This window comes from Streptococcus sp. XMC (assembly GCF_021341835.1).
Lineage (GTDB): Bacteria > Bacillota > Bacilli > Lactobacillales > Streptococcaceae > Streptococcus.
Genome location: NZ_JAJTNQ010000001.1, coordinates 637,403 through 658,597, shown reverse-complemented (window position 1 = coordinate 658,597; position 21,195 = coordinate 637,403). Strand labels below are relative to the sequence as shown.

Sequence of the window (21,195 nt, the reverse complement as noted above, 5' to 3'; positions counted from 1 at the left end):
TTCCTCCTTTAAAATTGATTGTTACTGTACAATCTTCCATTCTTTAGACTTTTCTTGATAATTCCATAAGTCTTTATATAGTCCTTCATTTTTAATAAGTTCTTCATGCTTCCCAACTTCTTCTACCTTCCCTTTGTTTAAAACAACAATTTTATCAGCTCCCATTACGTTTCTTAATTTATGGGCTACAACCACAACTGTTTTATTTTTTATTAAATTTGATATTGCTTCTTGTATAATAAGTTCATTTTCAGGATCAAGTGAAGATGTTGCTTCATCAAGTAGTATTATTGGTGCATTTTTTAATATTGCTCTCGCTATTGATATTCTTTGTTTCTCACCTCCAGACAGAGTCGCTCCTCCTTGTCCAATCATAGTGTCAAATCCATCATCTTTTTTGACTATAAAGTCATAAGCTCCTGCCATTTTTGCAGCATTCATGATTTCATCTTTACTTGCATCTTCATTTCCAAATTTTATGTTGTTATAAATTGTGTCTTTAAAAAGATACACATCTTGAAAAACGACAGAAAATTTATCCATTAATTTATCAGGGTCGGCTGTTAGCAAATCTACTCCACCAATTTTAATTGTCCCTTCATTAGGATCATAAAATCTGGAAATTAATTTAATTAGTGTAGATTTTCCAGAGCCAGAGTAACCAACAAAAGCAGTTAATTCGTTCTCATTAATGTCTAATGAAACATTATTGATAACCTTAGACTCCTTGTAAGAAAATGAAACATCAGATATTTCAATTTTGTTGCTTTCGTTTACAGCACAATTTCCTGACATAGGTTTAGCCTTAAGTAAGTTAATGATTCTCTCTCCTGAAACGGATGCCATTTGTAAACCTGTATAATTTACAAGTGCAAGCTCCAAGGGATCAAAAATCCTTGTGCCTACAAATAAGAACATTAAAAATGTATCAATTTCCAAAGATCCATTTATAAATAAATAGGAACCAGCTAAACTCATCAAAGGAAGTCCTATTCTTAAAATCATACTTGCTATAGTAGTTAATGAACCAACTCCTTTCTCACTCTTAATATTTGCATTTCTTGAGTTGTCTATATCTTCTTCAAGTTTTGTTAATGTGTCATCTAAGCTGTTATAAGCTTTTAGAGTCTTAATGGCATCCAAATATTCATTTATATCTTCTTCCTCTTTTATCCTCATTTTCTTTGTTTTTAAATAAATTTTTTTCTGAAAGTTTTGCATGAGTGTAAGAAGTAGAACAGAAATAGGTAGTCCAATAAGTGTTGCTATTCCCATTTTTACATTGATTATCAAAAATAATATCGAGCAAAGAACCGCTACACATATACCACTAAAAAATTGAGGTAATTGATGCGTTACTGCCGTTTCAACTTTGAAAAAATCATTCATTAATGTATCTAAGATCTCTGCTGAACTTTTCCCTGAAATATAACCTATCGGCAGTTTTCTTATGTGGTCTGCAAGCTCTATTCTTCCATCTGCACTTGTCTTGTATCCAAGTTCATAGGTATATTTTGTGGCTAAATTTTCCAATAAGAATGTTATTAAGAAAAATATTGCCATTATCCCAAAATACTTCCATAAAAGGCTCGTATCTATACTATCTGCACCTCTATTTAAAAATAGTGTTTCTACAATTTTCGCCAAAGCAATAAATGGTATAAGGTTGGAAATAGATGCCAAAACGTTTAAAATAATTGATTTTCTTATATTATTCATCTTTCCTAAAGTAATATTTCTTATCATTCATTCTCACTCCCTTCTATATCCATTTGCCAAATATTTGTCTTCTTATAAATATCAAAGAGTCTCTTATATATTCCATTTGCAAGGATTAAATCTTCATGCTTACCTCTTTCTGCAATTTTTCCATCAGATATTACTAAGATTTGATTTGCATATTCTATGGTATTTAACCTATGAGCAATCATAATAACAGTCTTATCCTTGACCAATTCAGATAAAGCTTCCTGCATAAGATATTCATTTTCAGAGTCTGCAAAACTTGTTGCCTCGTCTAACACTAATATTGGTGCATCCTTCAAAATTGCTCTTGCTACTGCAATACGTTGTTTCTCTCCCCCAGATAAGTAAGTTCCTTTACCCAAAACAGTATTGTATCCATTAGGAAGTTTTTCAATAAAATCATGACACCTTGCTTTTTTACATGCTTTTATGACATCTTCTTTTGTAGAACCTGTCTTTGCCATAGCAACATTATTGAAGACTGTATCTGTGATAAGATCACTGTCTTGAAAAACAAATGCTATCTTGTCCATTAAGGTGTTTATCGGAATACTTTTTATATTAACTCCACCAATTTTAATAGAACCTTCTGAAGGATCGTAAAATCTTGGTATTAGCGTTCCAATGGTAGATTTACCTGCTCCCGAATAACCAACTAATGCTGTAACTTCTCCTTGTTTAGCACAGAAGCTTATATTCTTTAAAACCTCTTCATTTCCATAAGAAAAGCTCACATTATTAAATTCAAGATCATGACCTTTTATCCCTTCCTCAGTATTTTCAATTGCCAATTCTTTTTGATCTATAATTTCATAGACTCTCAAAACAACTTCATTTAGTAAATTCATTCCTTCTGCAAAATCTCTAAGCTTTAATGCAGGTACGCTAATTGCAGGTGCAAGAATCAAATAGAAAATAAAAACTGTAGCAAAATCCAAGTTATTATTTCGTGACATTAAAAGTATTCCTACAGGAACTATGAATGTAGCAACAGATAAAATAAACATTCTAAATGAGACAAATCCTGGTCTTATCATTGATGTCATCGAACTTGTAAAATCTCTATATTCTCCTACTGACTTTGAAAAAGTTTTAAATGATTTTGCTCCTGTTCCAAATATTTTCACTTCCGGCATACCTTTAACGTATTCAGTAGTTGCTGAATTAATTTGATCCAAAATCGCAAAGTTCTTCTCAAGTCCACCCGACTTTATAATCTTTGCCATGATTGCAATCTGAATTCCTAAACCAACAAATATAATTAACAAAGTCGTAAGACCTAATATTAAATTTATCTTCAACATAACAATTATCATTGCTAAAATTAGTGCTAAAGTTGAAATTAAATTTGGTAATTGATGAGAAAAATATCCCTCAATTTGATTCATGTCCGATCCTAATACTTGCCTTATTTTTGACTTGTTGTCTCCGGTAAAAAAACCTAAAGGAAGATTCCCAATATGAAATAATATCTTCTTTTTTAAGTTAGCTATTAAAACATATGAAAACTTATGGCATAAAATACCGCCAATGTAAGTTAAGCAATATGACAATACCACTGCTGCAAGTCCATAGATGCAGAACTGTATTGTACTTTGTTCTAATTTTCCATATAAAAATAGAGATTTTATGACTTTGTATATCACCAAAATTGGACAAATACTTAATAGCATACCAAGACTAACAAATAATATCCCTCCTACAAGTTGTCCTTTTTTTATTTCACTGTAGGAAATAATATCTTTGATTGATTTCTTCTTTTTCATCTAAAACATACCTCCTTCCGAACGAGTTCGTTCATTTGTCTTAAAACTAATACAAGGAAAACACCATTGATGTTTCCCTTGTAAAATACTTATATTTTATTTTTCTCTAATGAGGTCTTTGAAATAGCTCACTTATTATTCCAAAGGCTTCACTTGAATTTGTTTTGTTTTCTCCCTTAATAATATAGTCGTTATATATTGTGCCAACAGCTCCGTATAAAATAAAAGCTGCGAAACTTCTCACATTTTCTCTGTTTATTCCCATATTATTTTCTATTTTTTTATTTTCAATTCCTTCAATTATAAATTCTGAATAGACATCTATAAATTTTCCAATGTAATGAATCAATTCCCATAACCTGTAAGAGTTATCTGTAATTGAATTCTCTTTTGAAAAATTATATCTTGTCGTAAACTGACCGATATCTTTTACTATAAGTTCTCTTAAAATCTTTATTCTTTCTTCGTAATCTATTTCCTTGTTTTGAAGGATACCTAACTTATTTTTTAATTTTTCATCAAAGTATGTTTCCATACACGCCAAGAAAATATCTTCTTTTGATTTGAAATAATAATAAAACATTCCCGGCGCTCCATTAACTTCTGCAAGAATATCTCGCACAGAAACTTTCTCATACCCATACTTTTCAAAAAGTCTGGATGCTATATTTATAAGCTCCTGTTTTCTTTCTTCTGGATCTTTTACATTTCTCTTTGTCAAAACATCACCACCTATTGACCGACACTCGTTCTGTATGCTTATATATTAGTCCCTTCTAACCATTTTGTCAAGAGTATAGTAGAAAATTATACTTAAGTATGATACAATTATTAATAATTTTAATATATGCTTAATGCTTGTATTCTTTTGTAGCAAGCACAGTAAGTGTACGGACACTTACGGAAAAATTGATGAAGCAGCCCTTCGGGATCTGCTTCTTTTTTTATCAATTTTTAGCTTGTTAGGGAGACCCTAAAACCCCGAAATACATCTAAAGGAGGAACTATCTATGGCAAATAGGATACGAAATGAACGACTTGAAATTAAGTTGACTAAGGAAGAAAAAACTCTTTTTGAGGAGAAAAGAAAACTTGCGAAGTGTAGAAATATGAGCCATTTTATCCGCAAATGCGTTTTAGAAAAGGAAATTTATCAAGTCGATTTAGAGCCTTTTAGGGATTTACAAGGCTTACTTTCCAACGCAACAAACAACATCAATCAGATTGCAAATCGTGTAAATTCGACCGGTGTTATCTACAAAGAGGACATAGGCGATATGAAACAAGAGATTGAACATTTTTCAAAAGAACTGTGGCAAATTCATTCCTTGCTTCTAAACAGGACTTCCGGAGGTGATTAAAATTTATGGCGATTACAAAAATACATCCTATAAAATCAACCCTTCATCTTGCTATTGACTATATTGTTAATGGAGATAAAACAGATGAACAGCTTTTAGTCAGTACGCATAAATGCCATCAGTCAACTGCTCATACTCAGTTTTTAAGGACAAGAGGGGAGGCAGGAACTAAGGGAACTGTCCTTGCAAGACATCTGATTCAATCATTTTTACCGGGAGAAACAAGCCCTGAAATGGCACATCAAATCGGTCTTGAGTTATGTAAAAAGATCCTCAAAGATGAATATGAGTTTGTGTTATCGACGCACATAGATAAAGGGCATATCCATAATCATATCATCTTCAATAATGTGAATATGGTTAGTGGCAAGTGCTATCAGTCAAACAAAAAATGCTACCATAAAATTCGTTATCAGAGTGATAAGCTATGCAAACAAAACAACCTTTCCGTCATTGATGAACACTACGAAAGCTACAAGAAAAAATACAAGACGAGCGGAAAGTCTTGGTATGAAAATGAGCAGGCAAAGAAAGGTACTTCTTGGAAAAGTAGACTTCAATTTGATATTGACAGAATGATAAAACAGTCTAAGGATTGGGATGAATTTCTAAGGAAAATGGCTGAGCTTGGATATGAAATTAAGTATGGCAAACATATTGCTTTTAAGCCAAAAGATAAGCCGAGATTTACCAGAGCCAAAACAATCGGAGAAGATTACACTGAAGAAAGATTAAAAGAACGACTTGCAGAAAGATCATCTATTAAAACCCCTGCTGTCAAAAAACGCATCGGCATTGTTATTGATATGAACACCAATATGAAAGTAAAAGAAAGCAAAGGCTATGAATTTTGGGCAACCAAACATAACCTTAATACAATGGCTGAGTCTGTTATCTTCCTTAGAGAACACGGCATAAAATCTGTTCAGCAGCTTGACGAATTTATCAAGAAAAGTGCTGATGAAAGACAAAATTTACAGGATAAAATCAAGGCGATTGATAAGAAAATGGAACAGTTATCCACTACGATGGAGCAAGTTCATATTGTCAAAAAATATCGTGCCTATTACAAGGAATATAAGGCGAATACGTCTGATAGGGCATTTTTCGAGGAATACAAAGCTCAGATTACCCTCTATGAAAACGCTCTTTCCGAGCTTAAAAAGTCTTATTCCAAGCTGCCAAATTCAAGGGATATTTTATCTGAGCTTGATAAATTGCAAGAAAAAAAGAATACCCTTATGCAGGAGTATTCTTCCTCAAAATTGACTATGGACGAGCTTTATCAGATACGAAAGAACTATGGAATTTATATGGGTAAGGAGATGGAGAGATAATCTTTATCTCCTTTTTTTGAGCAACAAAAAAGAGCCGGTGCAGCCCTAAAGACCACACCGACCATCATCTTATCTTTCCGTTTCTTTTGACGATTCCTGCTTTACTTTTGGCTTTTCCTTATCTTCTGCCTGATATTCTTTGATAGCACCAAGTATGGATTTTTTATCGTTTTCTTTCCCTTTTTCAGAGCCGGTTAAGGTATTTAACTTGGCTTTCATTTTTTCAATATCTGCTCTAATCTGTCCTGATTGCTCCCAAGAATCTGCATAAAATAAGTCTTTTTCTCTTTCTTCTATCTTACTTTTCAGTTTAGCAATCTCTTGACTCTTATCCTGTCCTTTCATCTGTTCTTTCGCCTTTAAGAGCTTTGAGGATAATATCCTTACATTGCTATGCTCCTTGCCGTTATCATCAATAGAGGTTCTAAGCTGTCCGAATAGCTTTACGAAATCTCCCTGTTTAAAGTCCTTTGGAAGTTCACTCTTTTCTCCATAAGCGGAGCAATTATGATATACCTTATTACCCTCATCATCTTTGGAAACTACGGAGAAATTTGCCACCTTAAAGCCTTCTCCGTTCTTATTTTCTATTTCGATTACATCTACATTGCCTACAACATTTCCGACGATATTTACAAGGTCATCTTTCTCCTGCTGAACATAGGGCAGGTCTTTTATCTGCCCCTGTTCTCTTAAATCTTCAATCATATAGTCGAAATCTTCATGAAGCAGATTGATGGTATCATTTGCCATATAAGCATCATATAGCTTATCCAAGGCACTCTCATCATTGATGCCTTTTTCCATGCTGATAACCGCTTTTACGAAGTCCTTATGGTTATCATTTACCATATCCTCAATTTTATCTCGTATTGTTTTGTAATCCATGTTTTTATCTCCTTTCATGGTAAAAGGGAGCTTATAAGCCCCCTTATCTTGCATATTCCTGTTCTTTTGTAGTTTGTTTATCTTCCGTTTTGCTTTCACTTTGATAAGCTCTGATCTGTCCTAAAATAGACGGTTTATCTTCCGTTCTTTGAGAAGTTTCCTCTTTTGTATAAAGATTATCTTCCACATCATAGGTTGATTCAAAGTAATCACTGTCCCTGAAATCATTGTCATATCTGTCGATGATACCGTCATTATCGAGGTCTTTTGCAAGCGGATCATAGAAGTTTCCTTCATCATCAATATCAAGTCCCGTTGCTGCTCTTAAATCTTCGGAATCCACATAGATCAAATCTTCAAAAGAGGATAGCTCAATCTCATTTTTCATATTCCTTAGAGCTTCGTTCTCTCCCTTGTTTTCATAGTCGAAGCTCTCTGTTTTTACCACCGTATCATCAATATACTGTGTCCATGTTTTAGCTTCTAAATTCAGTTCGTACTGAATCCCATGTCTTTCATCGGGCGTATTGGTATAGGCAATCCCGATATGCTTTAAATCAGGATATAGCGTGTCAAATTCATCATAGCTGTGGTTTTCTTCATACTCTCTGTTACAGAAGTCAATAATCGCTCGTTTTACATCTTCCACAAGGGGATTGTCATTTCTCTTTTCTTCTACCTCTCCCATATCGAGCAGCTTATTCAGTTCGGCAAGCCTTAATACTTTAGTTTTCAGTTCATCTGCCTTTTCAAACGGCTTTTTAAGTTCTTCTTTGGCATTTTCAAGCTGTTCTTTGGTACTAACGAGCTTTTCTTCAAGCCTCTTTAATTTCTCAGGCATTTTCTCAAGAGCATTATCCAGTCTTGTCATATTTCCGTCTGCACTTGTGCCAAGCTCTCCTGAATGCTTTGCAGCACCGTTTAAGCTGAAATTATGCTCATTGGTAAAGAAGTTATAGCTGACCTCTAAATCCATATTTCTATACTTTCCTATCATCTTACTTTCATTGATTTTTACTTTTGAAATGGCTTCAAGAAGTTTTTCTCCTGCTAATTTCTTATCGGTAATCTTCTCGCCTAAAATAGTAATGGAAGTAAACTTTTCCTCACTGTCTGACTTAGGTTCAACTTCTGATATATCTTTCTTAACAGCTTCAATTAACTTTTCCGTCCTTGCAATTTCTTCCGGATAATTTTTAGCAACCTTGTCCTCTAATCTATAACGATTGGACTTATAGTTTGCTTCAAGCATTTTAAGTTTTGTAACCTCATTGTCCAAATCCATTTTTTCTTTGATTTTCGGATCTCCTGTGGCAAGAGCTTTAATTTCTGCATAGTTAAGGGAGCTTTCGTCCACATCTTCCGCAACACGAACGGGAGTCTTACTTGTCATAATTTGAGAAATGAACTTCTGCTTATTTTCTATGGTCTGCCACAAATATGCATCAAAGGTATTCTCCGTAACATAGCGATAGATATTTACCTCTTTATTTTCATTTCCCTGTCTTACAATTCTACCTGCTCTCTGTTCAAGATCCGCAGGACGCCAAGGTACATCCAAATCATGCAGTGCAATCAGCTTATTTTGCACATTTGTCCCGGCTCCCATCTTCTGAGTAGAGCCGAGCAATATCCTCACATCTCCCTTACGCACCTTTGCAAATAGTTCGTCCTTTTGCTTATCTGAATTAGCTTCATGAATAAAGGCTATTTCTTGTTTCGGGATTCCCATTGCAACGAGCTTTTCTCTGATGTCATCATAGATGTTAAACTCTCCATCGCCTTTCGGTGTGGACATATCGGAAAATAGTAGCTGTGTGGATTTATTCTCCTTGGTCTTATCCCAAATACTAAAGACATTTTTCACGCAAACATTGACTTTGCTGTCGGGATTATCAGGAAGTAGGGGATTGATCAGCCTTTGGTCAAGAGCAAGTTTCTTACCGTCATTGGTGATTTTCAGCATATTATCTTCATCAGGCTCTACCGCTTTGTTTCTCACATCATCTGCCCGTTTTGATAAGCTCTTTAAGATTTCTTTTTGCTCCTCGCTTGGCAAAGTCTTAATGACTTCATAGTGTGCTTCAGGTGTTGGAAGATTAAGCATATCCGCTGTCTGAATGTCCGCAACTTCCTTAAACATAGACATTAGTTCAGGCAAGTTATAGAACTTGGAAAATCTTGTCTTTACTCTGTATCCTGTTCCCTCCGGAGATAATTCAAAAGCTGACTGCGTTTCCCCAAAGGTAGAAGCCCAAGAGTCAAAATGCTCCAAATTATTCTTTTTAAGGCTTTCATACTGAAGATAACGCTGCATGGTATAAAGCTCGGTCATGGAGTTTGATACAGGCGTTCCTGTGGCAAAGACAATTCCTTTTCCATTTGTCATTTCATCCATGTATCTACACTTCATGAACATATCGGATGACTTAAAGGCTTCGGACTGCCCGATACCTGCTACATTCCTCATTTTTGTGTAAAGATAGAGATTTTTGTAGCCATGTGCCTCGTCAATAAAGAGCTTATCTACGCCAAGTTCTTCAAATGTAATGACATCATCTTTCTTAAAATCATCGTTTAATTTCTCAAGCCTTGTTTCAAGTTTTTTCTTTGTTTTTTCAAGCTGCTTTACCGTAAAGTTCTGATTTCTGTCATGCTTGTATTCCTCTACATAGTTTATGATTTCATCAATCTGATCCTGAATATGCTTCTCTTGGTATTCTTTTGACATCGGGATTTTTTCAAATTGCGTATGCCCGATTACAACCGCATCATATTCGCCTGTTGCAATTTTGCCGATAAATCTTTTTCTGTTTTTCGGCTCAAAGTCTTTCTTATCTGCGACCATAATATTTGCCGACGGATAAAGCTGCATAAACTCTCTGCCAATCTGTCCTGTTAGATGATTCGGTACAACAAAGAGAGATTTACTGCACATTCCAAGCCTTTTACTTTCCATTGCGGAAGCGACCATCTCAAAAGTCTTTCCGCTTCCTACCACATGGGCAAGCAGGGTATTTCCTCCATAAAGGCTTCTTGCAATGGCATTTCTTTGGTGTGGTCTGAGTTTGATTTCCGTATTCATTCCTTCAAAAGAGAGATTACTTCCGTCATATTCACGATTTCGGATAGAGTTAAAACGCTCATTGTAGAGCTTCACAAGTCTGCTTCTTCTTTCCTGATCACTAAATATCCAGTTCTTAAATTCTTCTTTTAGAAGTTCCTGTTTCTGTCCTGCAAGGAGAGTTTCCTTTTTATTTAAGACAGAACTTTTTGAGCCATCCGGATTTTCAATCTGGTCAAAGACCTTTGTTTCTTTAAGGTTTAAGGCATCTTCAATCAGCTTATATCCGTTTATCCTTGATGTTCCGTAGGTCATTTCAGCAAGGTCATTTCCTCTGTCTTTGCTCTTTCCTTCAATATTCCATTCACTTGTAAGATTTGAGAATTTGACCTTAATATCCCATCTTGCCCAGCCCGGTGTTTTCAACGTTTCAAAGATGAATTTCTCTATATCCTTAATCGGTATCCAAGTTGCTCCAAGACGAACGCTGATTTCACTTGCTTCCAGTTCTTTCGGTAATACTTTGGTAAGTTCCGATTTTTGATATTCCAAACGGTTCATCTCATAGCTTATCAGCTCTTTTTCTTTGCCATCTTCCGCATAGCCAAGATGAGGTAGTTCCCGTTCCGTTTGTCTTAACTTTGCAAGGTAACTGTCTACGATGGTAATCTTTTCTCTGATATTCCCTGATAGGTATTCGTCCTTTGTAACATAGCCATACTTATATGAATTGCTGCCATTTGCACAGGCGAAAGGCAAATCTCCATCTTCGGGGTTAAAGGATAGCGGTCTGTAAAAGTTCTGTTCTTCCCTGATACTTAGATAAATCTCTCCCCTTAATTCTTCTATTAGAGTAGGTCTATCTTTTCCCGTCAGGTTTTCCATATAGTCAAAGTCCACATAGCCTTTTTCCGACATAGATAACACAAGAGATTCCAAAGAAGTATCCACATGGTCAATGGTCTTTGCCTTTGTGATTGTCCTCTTGGAGAATATATCCCCCTTTGCCTTAAAGTTTTCTTCTTCATCAAGGATTTCAATGGAGGAAACAAGCGGGAAGTTACTGTCCTCTTTAAAGGCTCTGGTATTGGAAAGGTTATTGACATATCCATGCTTTTTAGAAAAGCGGTCATAGACTTCATTGAGCTTTTCTTGAGCTTTCTTTACCTCATCATCGGAATAGTCCTCTTTCTGCTTGTAGATAACATCTTTAAGGGCAGTATTCAGTTCAAGATAGTCCTTAATCTTCTCCTTATTCTTATCCGTTATCTCTTTCTTTACAAAAAGGGAATTTTCTCTGTAATACACTTCGTCATCAATGATAGTATATGAAAAATTTTTGACATCATCTGTGGCAGGGATAGATGTGATTTCATCATCAAGTAGCTCTATTTCTTCATAGGCTGTTCCTTTGGATATTTCTTCACTTGCCCTTGCAAGCAGCTCCTTTAAATCGGCATTTTCTCTTGGCAGACAAGCAAGGGCGTTTCCAAATCTTCCTGACACTTCTTCCATAGAGCCAAGCACCATCTGAGGATTCTCTACAAAGTATTTGTTATATGTCAGCCCATTTTCATCTTCTGCAAGATGTATCCAGTCCTCGTCCCTTTCTCTTATACTGTCCCTTTTCTTTAGGAAGATAATATCCGAGGTTACTTCCGTTCCGGCAACACCCTTAAAGGTATCGTTTGGAAGTCTGATTGCTCCTAAAAACTCCGCTCTTGCTGCAAGGTATCGTCTGACACTTTCATCCTTTTTATCCATCGTGCCTGAAGATGTAATAAAAGCGATAACACCACCATTTCTAACTTTGTCAATGGATTTTGCAAAAAAGTAGTCATGAATTAAAAAGTTATTTTTGTTATACTCCCTGTCATTGACCTTGTACTCTCCAAAGGGTACATTCCCGATAACCGCATCAAAGAAATTATTGGAAAAGGAAGTTTCTTCCAGTCCTTTAATCTGTATATCACTTTCCGGATATAGAAGTTTTCCAATGCGACCGCTTAAGGAGTCAAGCTCTACACCATAAAATTTACTGCTACTCATTTCATCCGGGAAACTTCCGATAAAGTTTCCGATGCCCATTGACGGTTCTAAGATATTGCCATTCTTAAACCCCATTCCTGAGAGTGTAGAGTAGATACTGTCAATGACTGTCTTAGGCGTATAAAAAGCTGTTAAAGTTGATTCCTTAGCAGCTTCGTATTCTGATGACGATAGATTTTCTTTTAAGAATGCTCTTGCTTCTTTCCACTGACCTTCTCTGCTTTCGTCAAAGACTTCGGAAAGTCCGCCCCATCCTACATATTTTGCCAAGACTTCCTGAACTGTATTGTCAAGCTCTCTTTGTCCACTCTCCACTCGTTTAAGCATGGAGATTGCTTCAAGGTTTTGGTTTAACCTTTCACTTGGCGTTAATTTTTCAGGGAGGATTTCTTCGGTAATCTTAAAATTATGAGCTTCTATTTTTAGTTTTTCTGCCTTTTCATCAATGTCTTGAATCGTATCTTTAGCTTTCTTGTATGCCAGATTTTCAAATATTCTCTCAAGGTCGCTCTCTAAACGATAGGGAATCACATCGGAGCCTGTTATCATACCACTGAGATATTCGGTATTATCCTTAACCGTTACGGTCTTTAGGTTATTTCCCATATTATCAAAGCGGGTAATGGTACAATCCTTATCCTTATATTTCACTTCATCGCCAATCAAAAATCTCGGTCTTTCAATGCTTATCTTTCTTAATAGCTCCTCATTATCCATAAACGGTACGATTGCAATTTGCCTATTTCCATCTCTTGCCGGATACAGCCATACCTCCGGCTTTCCGTTTACTTTATTTTTTTCAATATCCTTTGCAATATATGTTTCATGGTCAAAATAGACGGTATCACCTTGTTTCACTGCAAATTGTTCTGCAAGGCTTTCCTCTTTTTCATTCAGCTCTACTTCTTCTTTTTGCTGAATGTAGTCAAACAGGGTAGATTGAACAGGACTTTTTTCATCAAGTAAATTATCTTTGTTATCTGTATCCTCTGTACTAATCCCTGATAACCTGCTCCTGTCGTTGATAATACCCTCGGCTTCTTCTAATGAAATTCCCATTTCATCGCTAAGATAAAAGATGTCCTGTTCCTTTTGATTATCTTTTGCGGAAAGCTGTCCGTTAAATACTCGGTCTATTTCTTCCTCACTCATCTGTTTTACAAGCTCGGTATCTTTGATTTCTTGAAAAGTCTTTGGAAAATCTTCCAACACAAGTCTTTGAGCATTAAGTTCTTTCAATTCATTCAGATTGAAATATCCCCATTCAGGTTCAATTCCGACTACAAGCCCAAAGGCTTCTCCGCTTTCCCTGTCATACTCTGTCATATACCAAGTCCAATTACTTTTAAAAGGAATGATATATGCTGCATGAACTTCCTTATCCGCTAAATCAATTTCTTCCTGTGCGTAAAGCTCCGGCACCCGTTTCAGCATTTCATCAGTCATCAAGTTTTCAGGATTATCTTTCGAGTAATAGTGTGGCTCTTTTACTTCTTCCTTCTCCGCTATATTTTCTATGTGCTGTTCCTCAAGGTAAAGGTTTTTAGAAAGCAGCTCGTCAATATGCTTTGCCACACTTGTCCAAGTGAGAAACACATCTTTACAATTATCCTTTTCAAGTTTTATTCCTTTGGCATCGTGCCATTCTCCACTACCTGTCAAGCCTGATACCGCATGGCTTCTTCCTCCTGTTCCATATTCATCTTTTAAGAAGTCGGCTTTTTCCTGTAAAGTGTGATTTTCTTTGAAAAACTTTGTAATTCGCTCTTTTCCTCTATCGATTCCGCTTCCCCTTGAAATAGTAGCAAGGACTTCATCTTCTGTAATAAAGGCTTTTACTTTTGGAAGTTCAGTAAGATTGGTACTGTATTCTTTTCTTGGCAGTGCAAGCTCCTGTAATTTCTGATAAAGGCTGTCCACCTTATGATAGTGAAACCTTAGTACATCTCTATCTTCTCTATATGCTTCTAAAAATCGTCCATACTCTTTGATGACATCCCCAAGGTGTTCAGGATTTTTCAGTGCCTCGGATAATCTTTTTGTTTCATCCGGAAAGCCACCTCCTTTTTCGAGAAATTCAAAAAAGCCTTGTTCTTTTCCTTCCTCACTCAAATCGTGAATAAGATACCATAGGGACTCTGAAATCCGATCTCTTTCATAATCCAAAGCTTCTGAAATCTCCACATTGGTAGCAAACTCTCCGTTTTCCAAAAGTTCAGCAATTCTATTTGCCGCATCACTCCAACTTAAAACCTGCGTATGATCTTCTCTTGCCGATGTTCCGGAAGCAAAATGAATCCCCTTATCCGAATACCAGGAAGATACCTCTCTTTCATCAATATACAGTCCGTTTCCACCGTTAAAGGTATCTTTTAGGTATTCTCCCAATTCTTCATTGCTTTTTCCTTTGGAAAACTCGGCAATGACAGGAAGTCTGCCCCCATCGTGATTTCCCCCGTTAATCAGGAACACATCTTTTTCCTTTTGGCTAAGAGGAACGGTCAGGATCAGTTGTCCGTAAGCATTTTCAGGCAAAGAAAAAGAAGCCTTGTCCGCTTCTCTTATCTCTGATTCGGTATTTTCTTTTAGATTTCCACGACTTCCTTGATGGTCATTTCTTTGAGAGCTGAAATCATCGCTCCATACTGCGGATCGCTCTTGCTCTCTATCTTCCAAGCTTCCATCAGTTTCGGCTTCTCTGTTCTCATAAACGCTATCGCCTGTTTCTGAATGTCCATCAAATGATTGGTCAGTTTCTTCTCCTTGTATAAATCCACTAACATCTCGAATCGGCTCTGCTCCTCGCTCTGTGAAAGATAATCCAGCCTCATCACTGCGTAGGTCGGATTGGGATATTCCTTGATGAATTCCGTCTGTTCCTCCAAGCTGCTTAGTGTATTCTCCCTGATTTTCTCTATTATCTCGTCCGTACTCCCCATTTCGGAGAACTCGCTCGTTTTCATTTCTTTTCTGATCATCTCGTCGAAGTACATTTTCTTCTACCTCCTCAATTTCTTCTCTAATCTTATTATATCCTGCTTCTTTACCTCTTAAAACTTCTTTGTCAAGCTCTTTACTTTTCTGAATGGTCGCATCAATGATATTTCCGCTAATATCCGATACGGTTTCACCAAGACTCATAAGAGATATACTATCAAGTCTTTCAAAATTTTCTCTTAAAAGTTCACTATCCATAGGATAATCAAGCTGAAACCTTGAAGATACCGCATAGCTCACTGAATCTCTCACAAACTTTGTAAAAGATATTCTATTCTCATCGGCTATTCTAAGCTCGTTCATTAGACTGTCTATCTTTTCATCTCCGTAAAGCCTGCTTAAAGAAAAGATATTTTCTAAGATACTTTCACTCTCTTCATATCCCTCACTTTTTATCATTTCCTTTAACACATCTTGATGCGCTTCTTTATCGAATCTCCATAGATTTACTTCATTGACATCTCTGTTTCTTGAAACTGTCTGAGCTATATCAAAGATGTAGTCAACCTTTTTATATGTGCCGTAGTCCTCTAAAATCGGAATTCCTTTTTGTCCTCGCATAACAGTTCGGTGAAAGCGTTCACGCCAATAATCGAACTTGGCGCAGGCTGTCGCTTCCGGATTTTTATCATAGATACTTAACTGACTTCTAAAATCATATCGTTGATTGTTTCCGACAACCTTTAGGAGCTTTAAATATTCCGCTTCACTATGCAGAATGTCCTGTTTTACAAGCTCCAAAATATTATGAAAATCATTGATTCGCATTTTTACCTCCTTTTTCTAATATTCATTTTTCCTATTCATTCTTCTGGTGTTCCTCTACCGTATGTTTTATCTGTTCCTCAATCTTTTCTAAAAATTCTTTTTTGGAAGATTTGCCCTGTGCTATTTCAGACAATTCCATTTCCCACTGTGCCGTCATTTCTGCTGATTTGAAGTTATCTACGACAATCTCAATCAGGCTTTTTCCTTTCGGTGTTGCAATCAGATTCTTCTTATCTCGTTCAATAAATTCTTTGTAAATCAGATTTTCAATAATGCCTGCTCTTGTTGCCGGTGTTCCAAGTCCTTCTCTTTCCACTTCAACACCTTTTTCCAATGCATCATTACCTGCAAGCTCCATAGCTTTTAAGAGTGTGTCCTCCGTAAAGTGTTTCGGAGGTTTAGTGTACTTTTCTTTAATCTCTTTATTTTCAATGATAATAACATCTCCAATGCTTACATCAGGAAGCTCCAAATCCTCATTCTTATTGAACTTGTATTCTTTAAGATATTTTGTAAAGCCCTCGTCCTTAATAACCTTACCAGTACTCGTAAATTGAAAGCCGTCAAATTCAGCTACAATCTTCGTTGTATTTTCCACTAAAGGATAGCCCACACTTGCATGGAGCTTATTAGAAATCAGTCGATATACCTTTGCTTCACTCTCAGGAATACCCGATAAATCTTCACTCAGTGAGCTTACTGTAGGAATAATCGCATGATGATCCGTAACCTTTTTTGAGTTAAACACCGTCTTGATACGACCTGTATCAAAGTCATTTTTGCCCAAAATATTATTGACGGTACTTGTAATCATATCTTCAGTAAGGCATCTGCTGTCTGTTCTTGGATAGGTAATCAGCTTCTTTTCATACAAACTTTGAGCATAGTCGAGAGTTTGCTTTGCAGAATATCCAAAATACTTATTGCACTCTCTTTGAAGTGTCGTAAGGTCAAATGGTAAATCAGGCTTTGTAATTTTCTCTTTTTGGATAACATCAGTGATTTCAATCTTATCGCCAACTAAATTGATTAGCTGTTCAGCAGCAACCTCATCATCAATTCGCTCAGTCGAAAGTATAAAGCCGTTCATAGATAGCTCCACTGTGTAGTATTTATCTTTCTTAAAATTAGTTATCTCGTCATCTCTTTTTACAATCATGGCAAGAGTCGGTGTCTGTACTCTCCCAACACTGTAATTTTGCTTATATAAGCAAGAGTATAGCCTGCTGATGTTCATTCCAACAAGCCAGTCGGCAACCGCTCTTGCTTGAGCCGATTCAAAGAGATTATCATAGTCTTTTCCGTCTTTTAGCTTATCAAAGCCGTCTTTAATTGCACTATCTTCCATGGAGGAAATCCAAAGCCTTTTCATCTTCTTTTTACAGCTTGCCTGAAGATATACAAGTCTAAAGATTGCTTCTCCCTCTCGTCCGGCATCGCAGGCATTGATAACAGTATCAATCGCCTTATCATTCATCAGTTTTTTTAGGACTGCAAACTGCTTCTTTGTTGCCTTTGCCACTTCATACTGATATTCACTTGGAATAATCGGCAAGTCATCAATCTTCCATTTGGCATACTTTTCATCGTAAGAATCGGGATTTGCCATTTGAATTAAATGCCCGACACACCAGCTTACTCTGTACCCGTTTCCCTCATAGTATCCGTCTTTTTTATTCTTTGCTCCTATTATCTTTGAGATTGATAATGCAACACTTGGCTTTTCAGCAATTACAAGTTTCATATATATTTTTCCTCCCGTTTTCAATATAAGAGGGCGAAAGATTTTCTCTCCTTCGCCCTGTGTTTTACAGCAAATAGTATCTTTTTTACTCCTAATCTTCTTCGCTGTCCTCTGTTTCATCTTCCAGTTCCTGATTTTCAACTTCTTCATTTTCCGTTTCTTCACTGCCTTCCGCTTCCGAGAAGAAATCATCATCTTCCTCGAAGGCTTCCAGTTCCTTATCTTCTTTCTTTTTTGCCACCTTAAAATAATAGCCTGCTCCCAATGCCCCCAAAGTTACAAGAGCAAGCAGGATATATGTTCCGGTGCTGCTTTTTTCTTCCTTTTTTTCAGGCTTTGCTTCTTCTTTCGGTTCGTCCTTTATGGGTTCTTCCTTAACTACTTCTTTCGGTTTTTCCTTGATTTCTACCATATTGAGCAGATCATCTTCCGAAACTTCGGTAAGAAGCATGACATTTTCTCCCTGTTCATCATGATTGATAATGAGATGAAAGGTCTTTCCGTTCTTGGTCTGAAAAGTAATAAACTGTCTGGCATCCGCAGAATATTTATCCGTTTCTTTGTTATCGCTACTATCTCCATGATGAATGGGATACTCCTGATTGGCATTATTTACATTCTCCGTAACACTTGCCCTTGATTTGGTAGGCTCGGTCGGAATCCCTTTATTGGTATTGGTTGTTTCTCCGTTTGAAACCATTTTTTGCTTTAAATTCTCCGGCTCTTTTGCAGTCAATTTATTGGGATAACGCACTTCTTTTTCTTCTTCCTTTTTAATAACTGTAATTTCAGGTTTTTTCGGTTCTTCCTTTACTGTTTCCTTTGCTGCTTCTTTTTCATCAACTTGTGCATAGGCTACCGATGGGTAAGCTGCCAAAATGACCGTAACAGCAAGAAGTAATGCTGTCATTAACCTTGTAAATACCTTATTTTTCATAACTGTTCTCATTTGTTTTCTCCTTTTTCATTTCCGTTTGTTCCTTTTTAACCTTTGCCATTAAATCTGTAATTGTGATATTGTTTTTTCTGCAAATGGCAATAATCTCCTCATTTTCAAGTTCTTCTTCACGAATCAATAAAGGCTCCAATTCTTCATCAATCAGAGCCTTTTTATCCTTTAACTTTTGAATTTTGTTTTTCACTGCTGTAAGTTCTTTTTTCACATTTTACCGTCCTTTCTTTACTTGACTCTGCCGAAGCCGTAGAAATGCTCCCTCCAGTAAGGTGTATTGATACTGACAAAGCGAATCGGATCGCCTGCATGAATCATCATACCGTTTCCTGCATAAATGCCGACATGAGAAATAGGGGAGCCGCTGTCATAGGTGTTCTTAAAGAAGATAATATCTCCCGCCTTTGCTTCACTTGGAGATACGGGATTGCAGTAAGTTTTGTATATTCCCCAAGCGGTTGTTCGTGGCATATTCTTGACACCCGAATGGGTAAAACTCCAGCACACAAAGGACGAACAGTCGAAGTTATTCGGCCCGTTCGCCCCAAATACATATCTCTTTCCGATATGCTTTTCCGCTTCGTTAAACAGTGCCTTCACCGTTACATCGTCAAAGGCAATTCCCGGATTTGAAAAGTCGGGATTGTCTACAATCTCCGATAAATTTCCGTTTCCGCTTCCAAAGACAGTTTCCATGTTTCCCTTAGAGGCAAGCAAGGCTTCATAGTGAAGAACATTATCGGGATACTCTGCGAAGATTTCTCTTACGATACTGTCCATTTCCCTTTTCTTCAGTGTTACTATGAGCTTCTTATACTCATAAGCTTCTTCATGACTTTCGGTATGCTCATTGCCATCTTCATCGGTATATGTTTCCGTAACCGTCCTGTATCTGATTTCAATTTCTTCTCGATAAGATAAATCATACATCTTTGTAAAAATGTCATGGATGATACTTTGAACTTCCTTTGAATCCTTAATTTCTCCACATCTTGAAGTGATGTAGGATAAAAGCTCATGGGTGTTGTGTCCGATTTCTCCCTCTTTTTCTATGAGATATTCATCATAGCCGGGATAATTTTCTTCTACGGAACTGATTTCATCTTGCAGACCTTCTTCCAATCCCGAAAACTGTTGATTGATTTCACTTAGTACATTTTGGTCGGAAAGATAGGTTGTAGTTAATACGCCGCTTGTAGAGTTTATCATTCCGGTCATGGAGGTGCCTGCAAATTGAATGATAAAAGTCCCCAAAATAATAAGACCTATGACAATCATCATAAGTCCCTTTGCTTTTCGTATCAGCATTTCTTTGGAGCTTTTCAGTGTTCCGATCAGACTTTCTTTGATACGATCTCTAAGCCTTGATTTATTTCGTTTCCCAATAGCGGATTTCATCTGCTTTTTCTTTTGAAACTTCTTAAAAGCATTTGCTTGCTTATATTCCTTTGTTTTCTTTAATTCCTCTTTGGCTTCCCGAAACTCCAATTTTGATTTACGCTTTCGTATCTTGTAATCTTTTTTGCTTAGGTTATAGCTTTTTTTAGCCTTTTTCTTATCGGCATAGTTTTTTATCCCATGAAGTAATTTTGAATTGCCGTCTGCAATCTTTTCTCCGGTTTCCACACCCTGATTTTCATCACTGCCATGGGATAGGTAATCCCTTACCGCTTCACTTCCTTTTGCTAAACCTGACAGAACAGATCCCTTTGCAGACTTTTTCTTTTCTCTGCCCTGAATCATCTCTTTGGAAGACTTTTTCCCTTCCGTCTTATCGTCTGCGTGATTGTCTTCCTTTTTCCTTGTATAGACCTTATCCGAATAGTTTTTTCGTTTATACAGCTTCTTTTGAGCATTGTGCTTTTTGTTAGAGTGTTCCGTTATACCTTCTTTGGTATGAAGATTATCTTCCACATCATAAGTCGATTCAAAATAGTCGCTGTCTCTAAAGTCATTGTCATACCTGTCGATGATACCATCATTATCAAGGTCTTTTCCCAAAGGATCGTAGATTTCTTCATTTTGACTGTACTTTCCTTCCGTTCTTAACTCTTTTCTGACTTTTTCAGCCATTTTTCTTTTCTTTAAAAGCTCGGCTTTTTGTTCTTCAAAGGAGATTTCCTTTTCTGTTTTTATGCTTTTCGGTGCAGAAACTATCTCATCGGCTATTGTTTCATCATTTGCAAGGGAAGTAAAAACACTGTTTTCATCGCCGGAGACAAGAGGGGATTTATTATCTTCTTTTGAGGTATCTGTTTCCTTGTCTTTTACAACATTTTTAAGCTGTTTCACCTTTCTTTTGGAACTTCCTTGCAAAAGCTCATTCTTGGAATTTCTTTTGCTTTCCTTTTCGTGGATCTTATCCTGAAATCGGTCTTTCTCGTGAATAATTTTCCCTCGGTAATCATCGCCATGCTTTAATTTACCGGCTTCATCCGCATCCATATATTCTTTCCCTAACAGTTTTGCTTCCTCTTTGATTTTCTGCCTTTCCTTAAAATCTCGCCTTAATTTCTTTTCCAC

General features: G+C 36.6%; 9 protein-coding genes and 2 pseudogenes. 2 read left to right on the top strand and 9 right to left on the bottom strand.

Annotated features, from left to right (window positions below; translation table 11 throughout):
- Positions 1-21 precede the first annotated feature (21 nt).
- From LXO72_RS03005 to LXO72_RS02995, 3 genes are all read right to left on the bottom strand, one after another.
- Complete coding sequence (locus tag LXO72_RS03005; RefSeq protein ID WP_000620708.1) at positions 22-1,746, bottom strand: ABC transporter ATP-binding protein; 1,725 nt, start codon at positions 1,744-1,746, stop codon at positions 22-24.
- Positions 1,743-3,512 (bottom strand): ABC transporter ATP-binding protein, encoded by a 1,770-nt coding sequence (locus tag LXO72_RS03000; RefSeq protein WP_000727577.1) that lies wholly within the window; start codon positions 3,510-3,512, stop codon positions 1,743-1,745. The genes LXO72_RS03005 and LXO72_RS03000 overlap by 4 nt, the downstream gene beginning before the upstream one ends.
- A 106-nt stretch (positions 3,513-3,618) precedes the next feature.
- Positions 3,619-4,233 (bottom strand): TetR/AcrR family transcriptional regulator, encoded by a 615-nt coding sequence (locus tag LXO72_RS02995; protein ID WP_000166902.1) that lies wholly within the window; start codon positions 4,231-4,233, stop codon positions 3,619-3,621.
- A gap of 289 nt (positions 4,234-4,522) precedes the next feature.
- On the opposite strand from LXO72_RS02995, the gene LXO72_RS02990 reads away from it, so the two are divergent.
- Entirely contained in the window at positions 4,523-4,873 is a 351-nt protein-coding gene (locus tag LXO72_RS02990; RefSeq protein WP_000013390.1) for a plasmid mobilization protein, read from the top strand.
- Positions 4,874-4,878: 5 nt separating this feature from the next.
- On the top strand, positions 4,879-6,210 hold the full coding sequence (locus tag LXO72_RS02985; protein WP_001018653.1) for a relaxase/mobilization nuclease domain-containing protein: 1,332 nt from the start codon (positions 4,879-4,881) through the stop codon (positions 6,208-6,210).
- 333 nt (positions 6,211-6,543) lie between these two features.
- Here LXO72_RS02985 and LXO72_RS02980 read toward each other — a convergent pair.
- From LXO72_RS02980 to LXO72_RS02955, 6 genes and pseudogenes are all read right to left on the bottom strand, one after another.
- A pseudogene (locus LXO72_RS02980) lies at positions 6,544-7,098 on the bottom strand (single-stranded DNA-binding protein); the annotation flags it as partial.
- A gap of 43 nt (positions 7,099-7,141) precedes the next feature.
- On the bottom strand, positions 7,142-15,976 hold the full coding sequence (locus tag LXO72_RS02975; RefSeq protein WP_233331493.1) for a helicase-related protein: 8,835 nt from the start codon (positions 15,974-15,976) through the stop codon (positions 7,142-7,144).
- A 31-nt stretch (positions 15,977-16,007) separates the two neighbouring features.
- The gene (locus LXO72_RS02970; protein WP_014262670.1) at positions 16,008-17,720 is read right to left on the bottom strand and encodes a DNA topoisomerase 3; all 1,713 of its coding nucleotides are present in this window, start codon (positions 17,718-17,720) and stop codon (positions 16,008-16,010) included.
- Between the two features lie 91 nt (positions 17,721-17,811).
- Positions 17,812-18,492: pseudogene (locus tag LXO72_RS02965) on the bottom strand (CD1107 family mobile element protein); the annotation flags it as partial.
- A 154-nt stretch (positions 18,493-18,646) separates the two neighbouring features.
- A complete protein-coding gene (locus LXO72_RS02960; RefSeq protein ID WP_000711919.1) occupies positions 18,647-18,883 on the bottom strand; it encodes a hypothetical protein in 237 nt (78 codons plus the stop codon).
- 17 nt (positions 18,884-18,900) lie between these two features.
- Positions 18,901-21,195 (bottom strand): C40 family peptidase, encoded by a 2,295-nt coding sequence (locus LXO72_RS02955; protein WP_000412442.1) that lies wholly within the window; start codon positions 21,193-21,195, stop codon positions 18,901-18,903.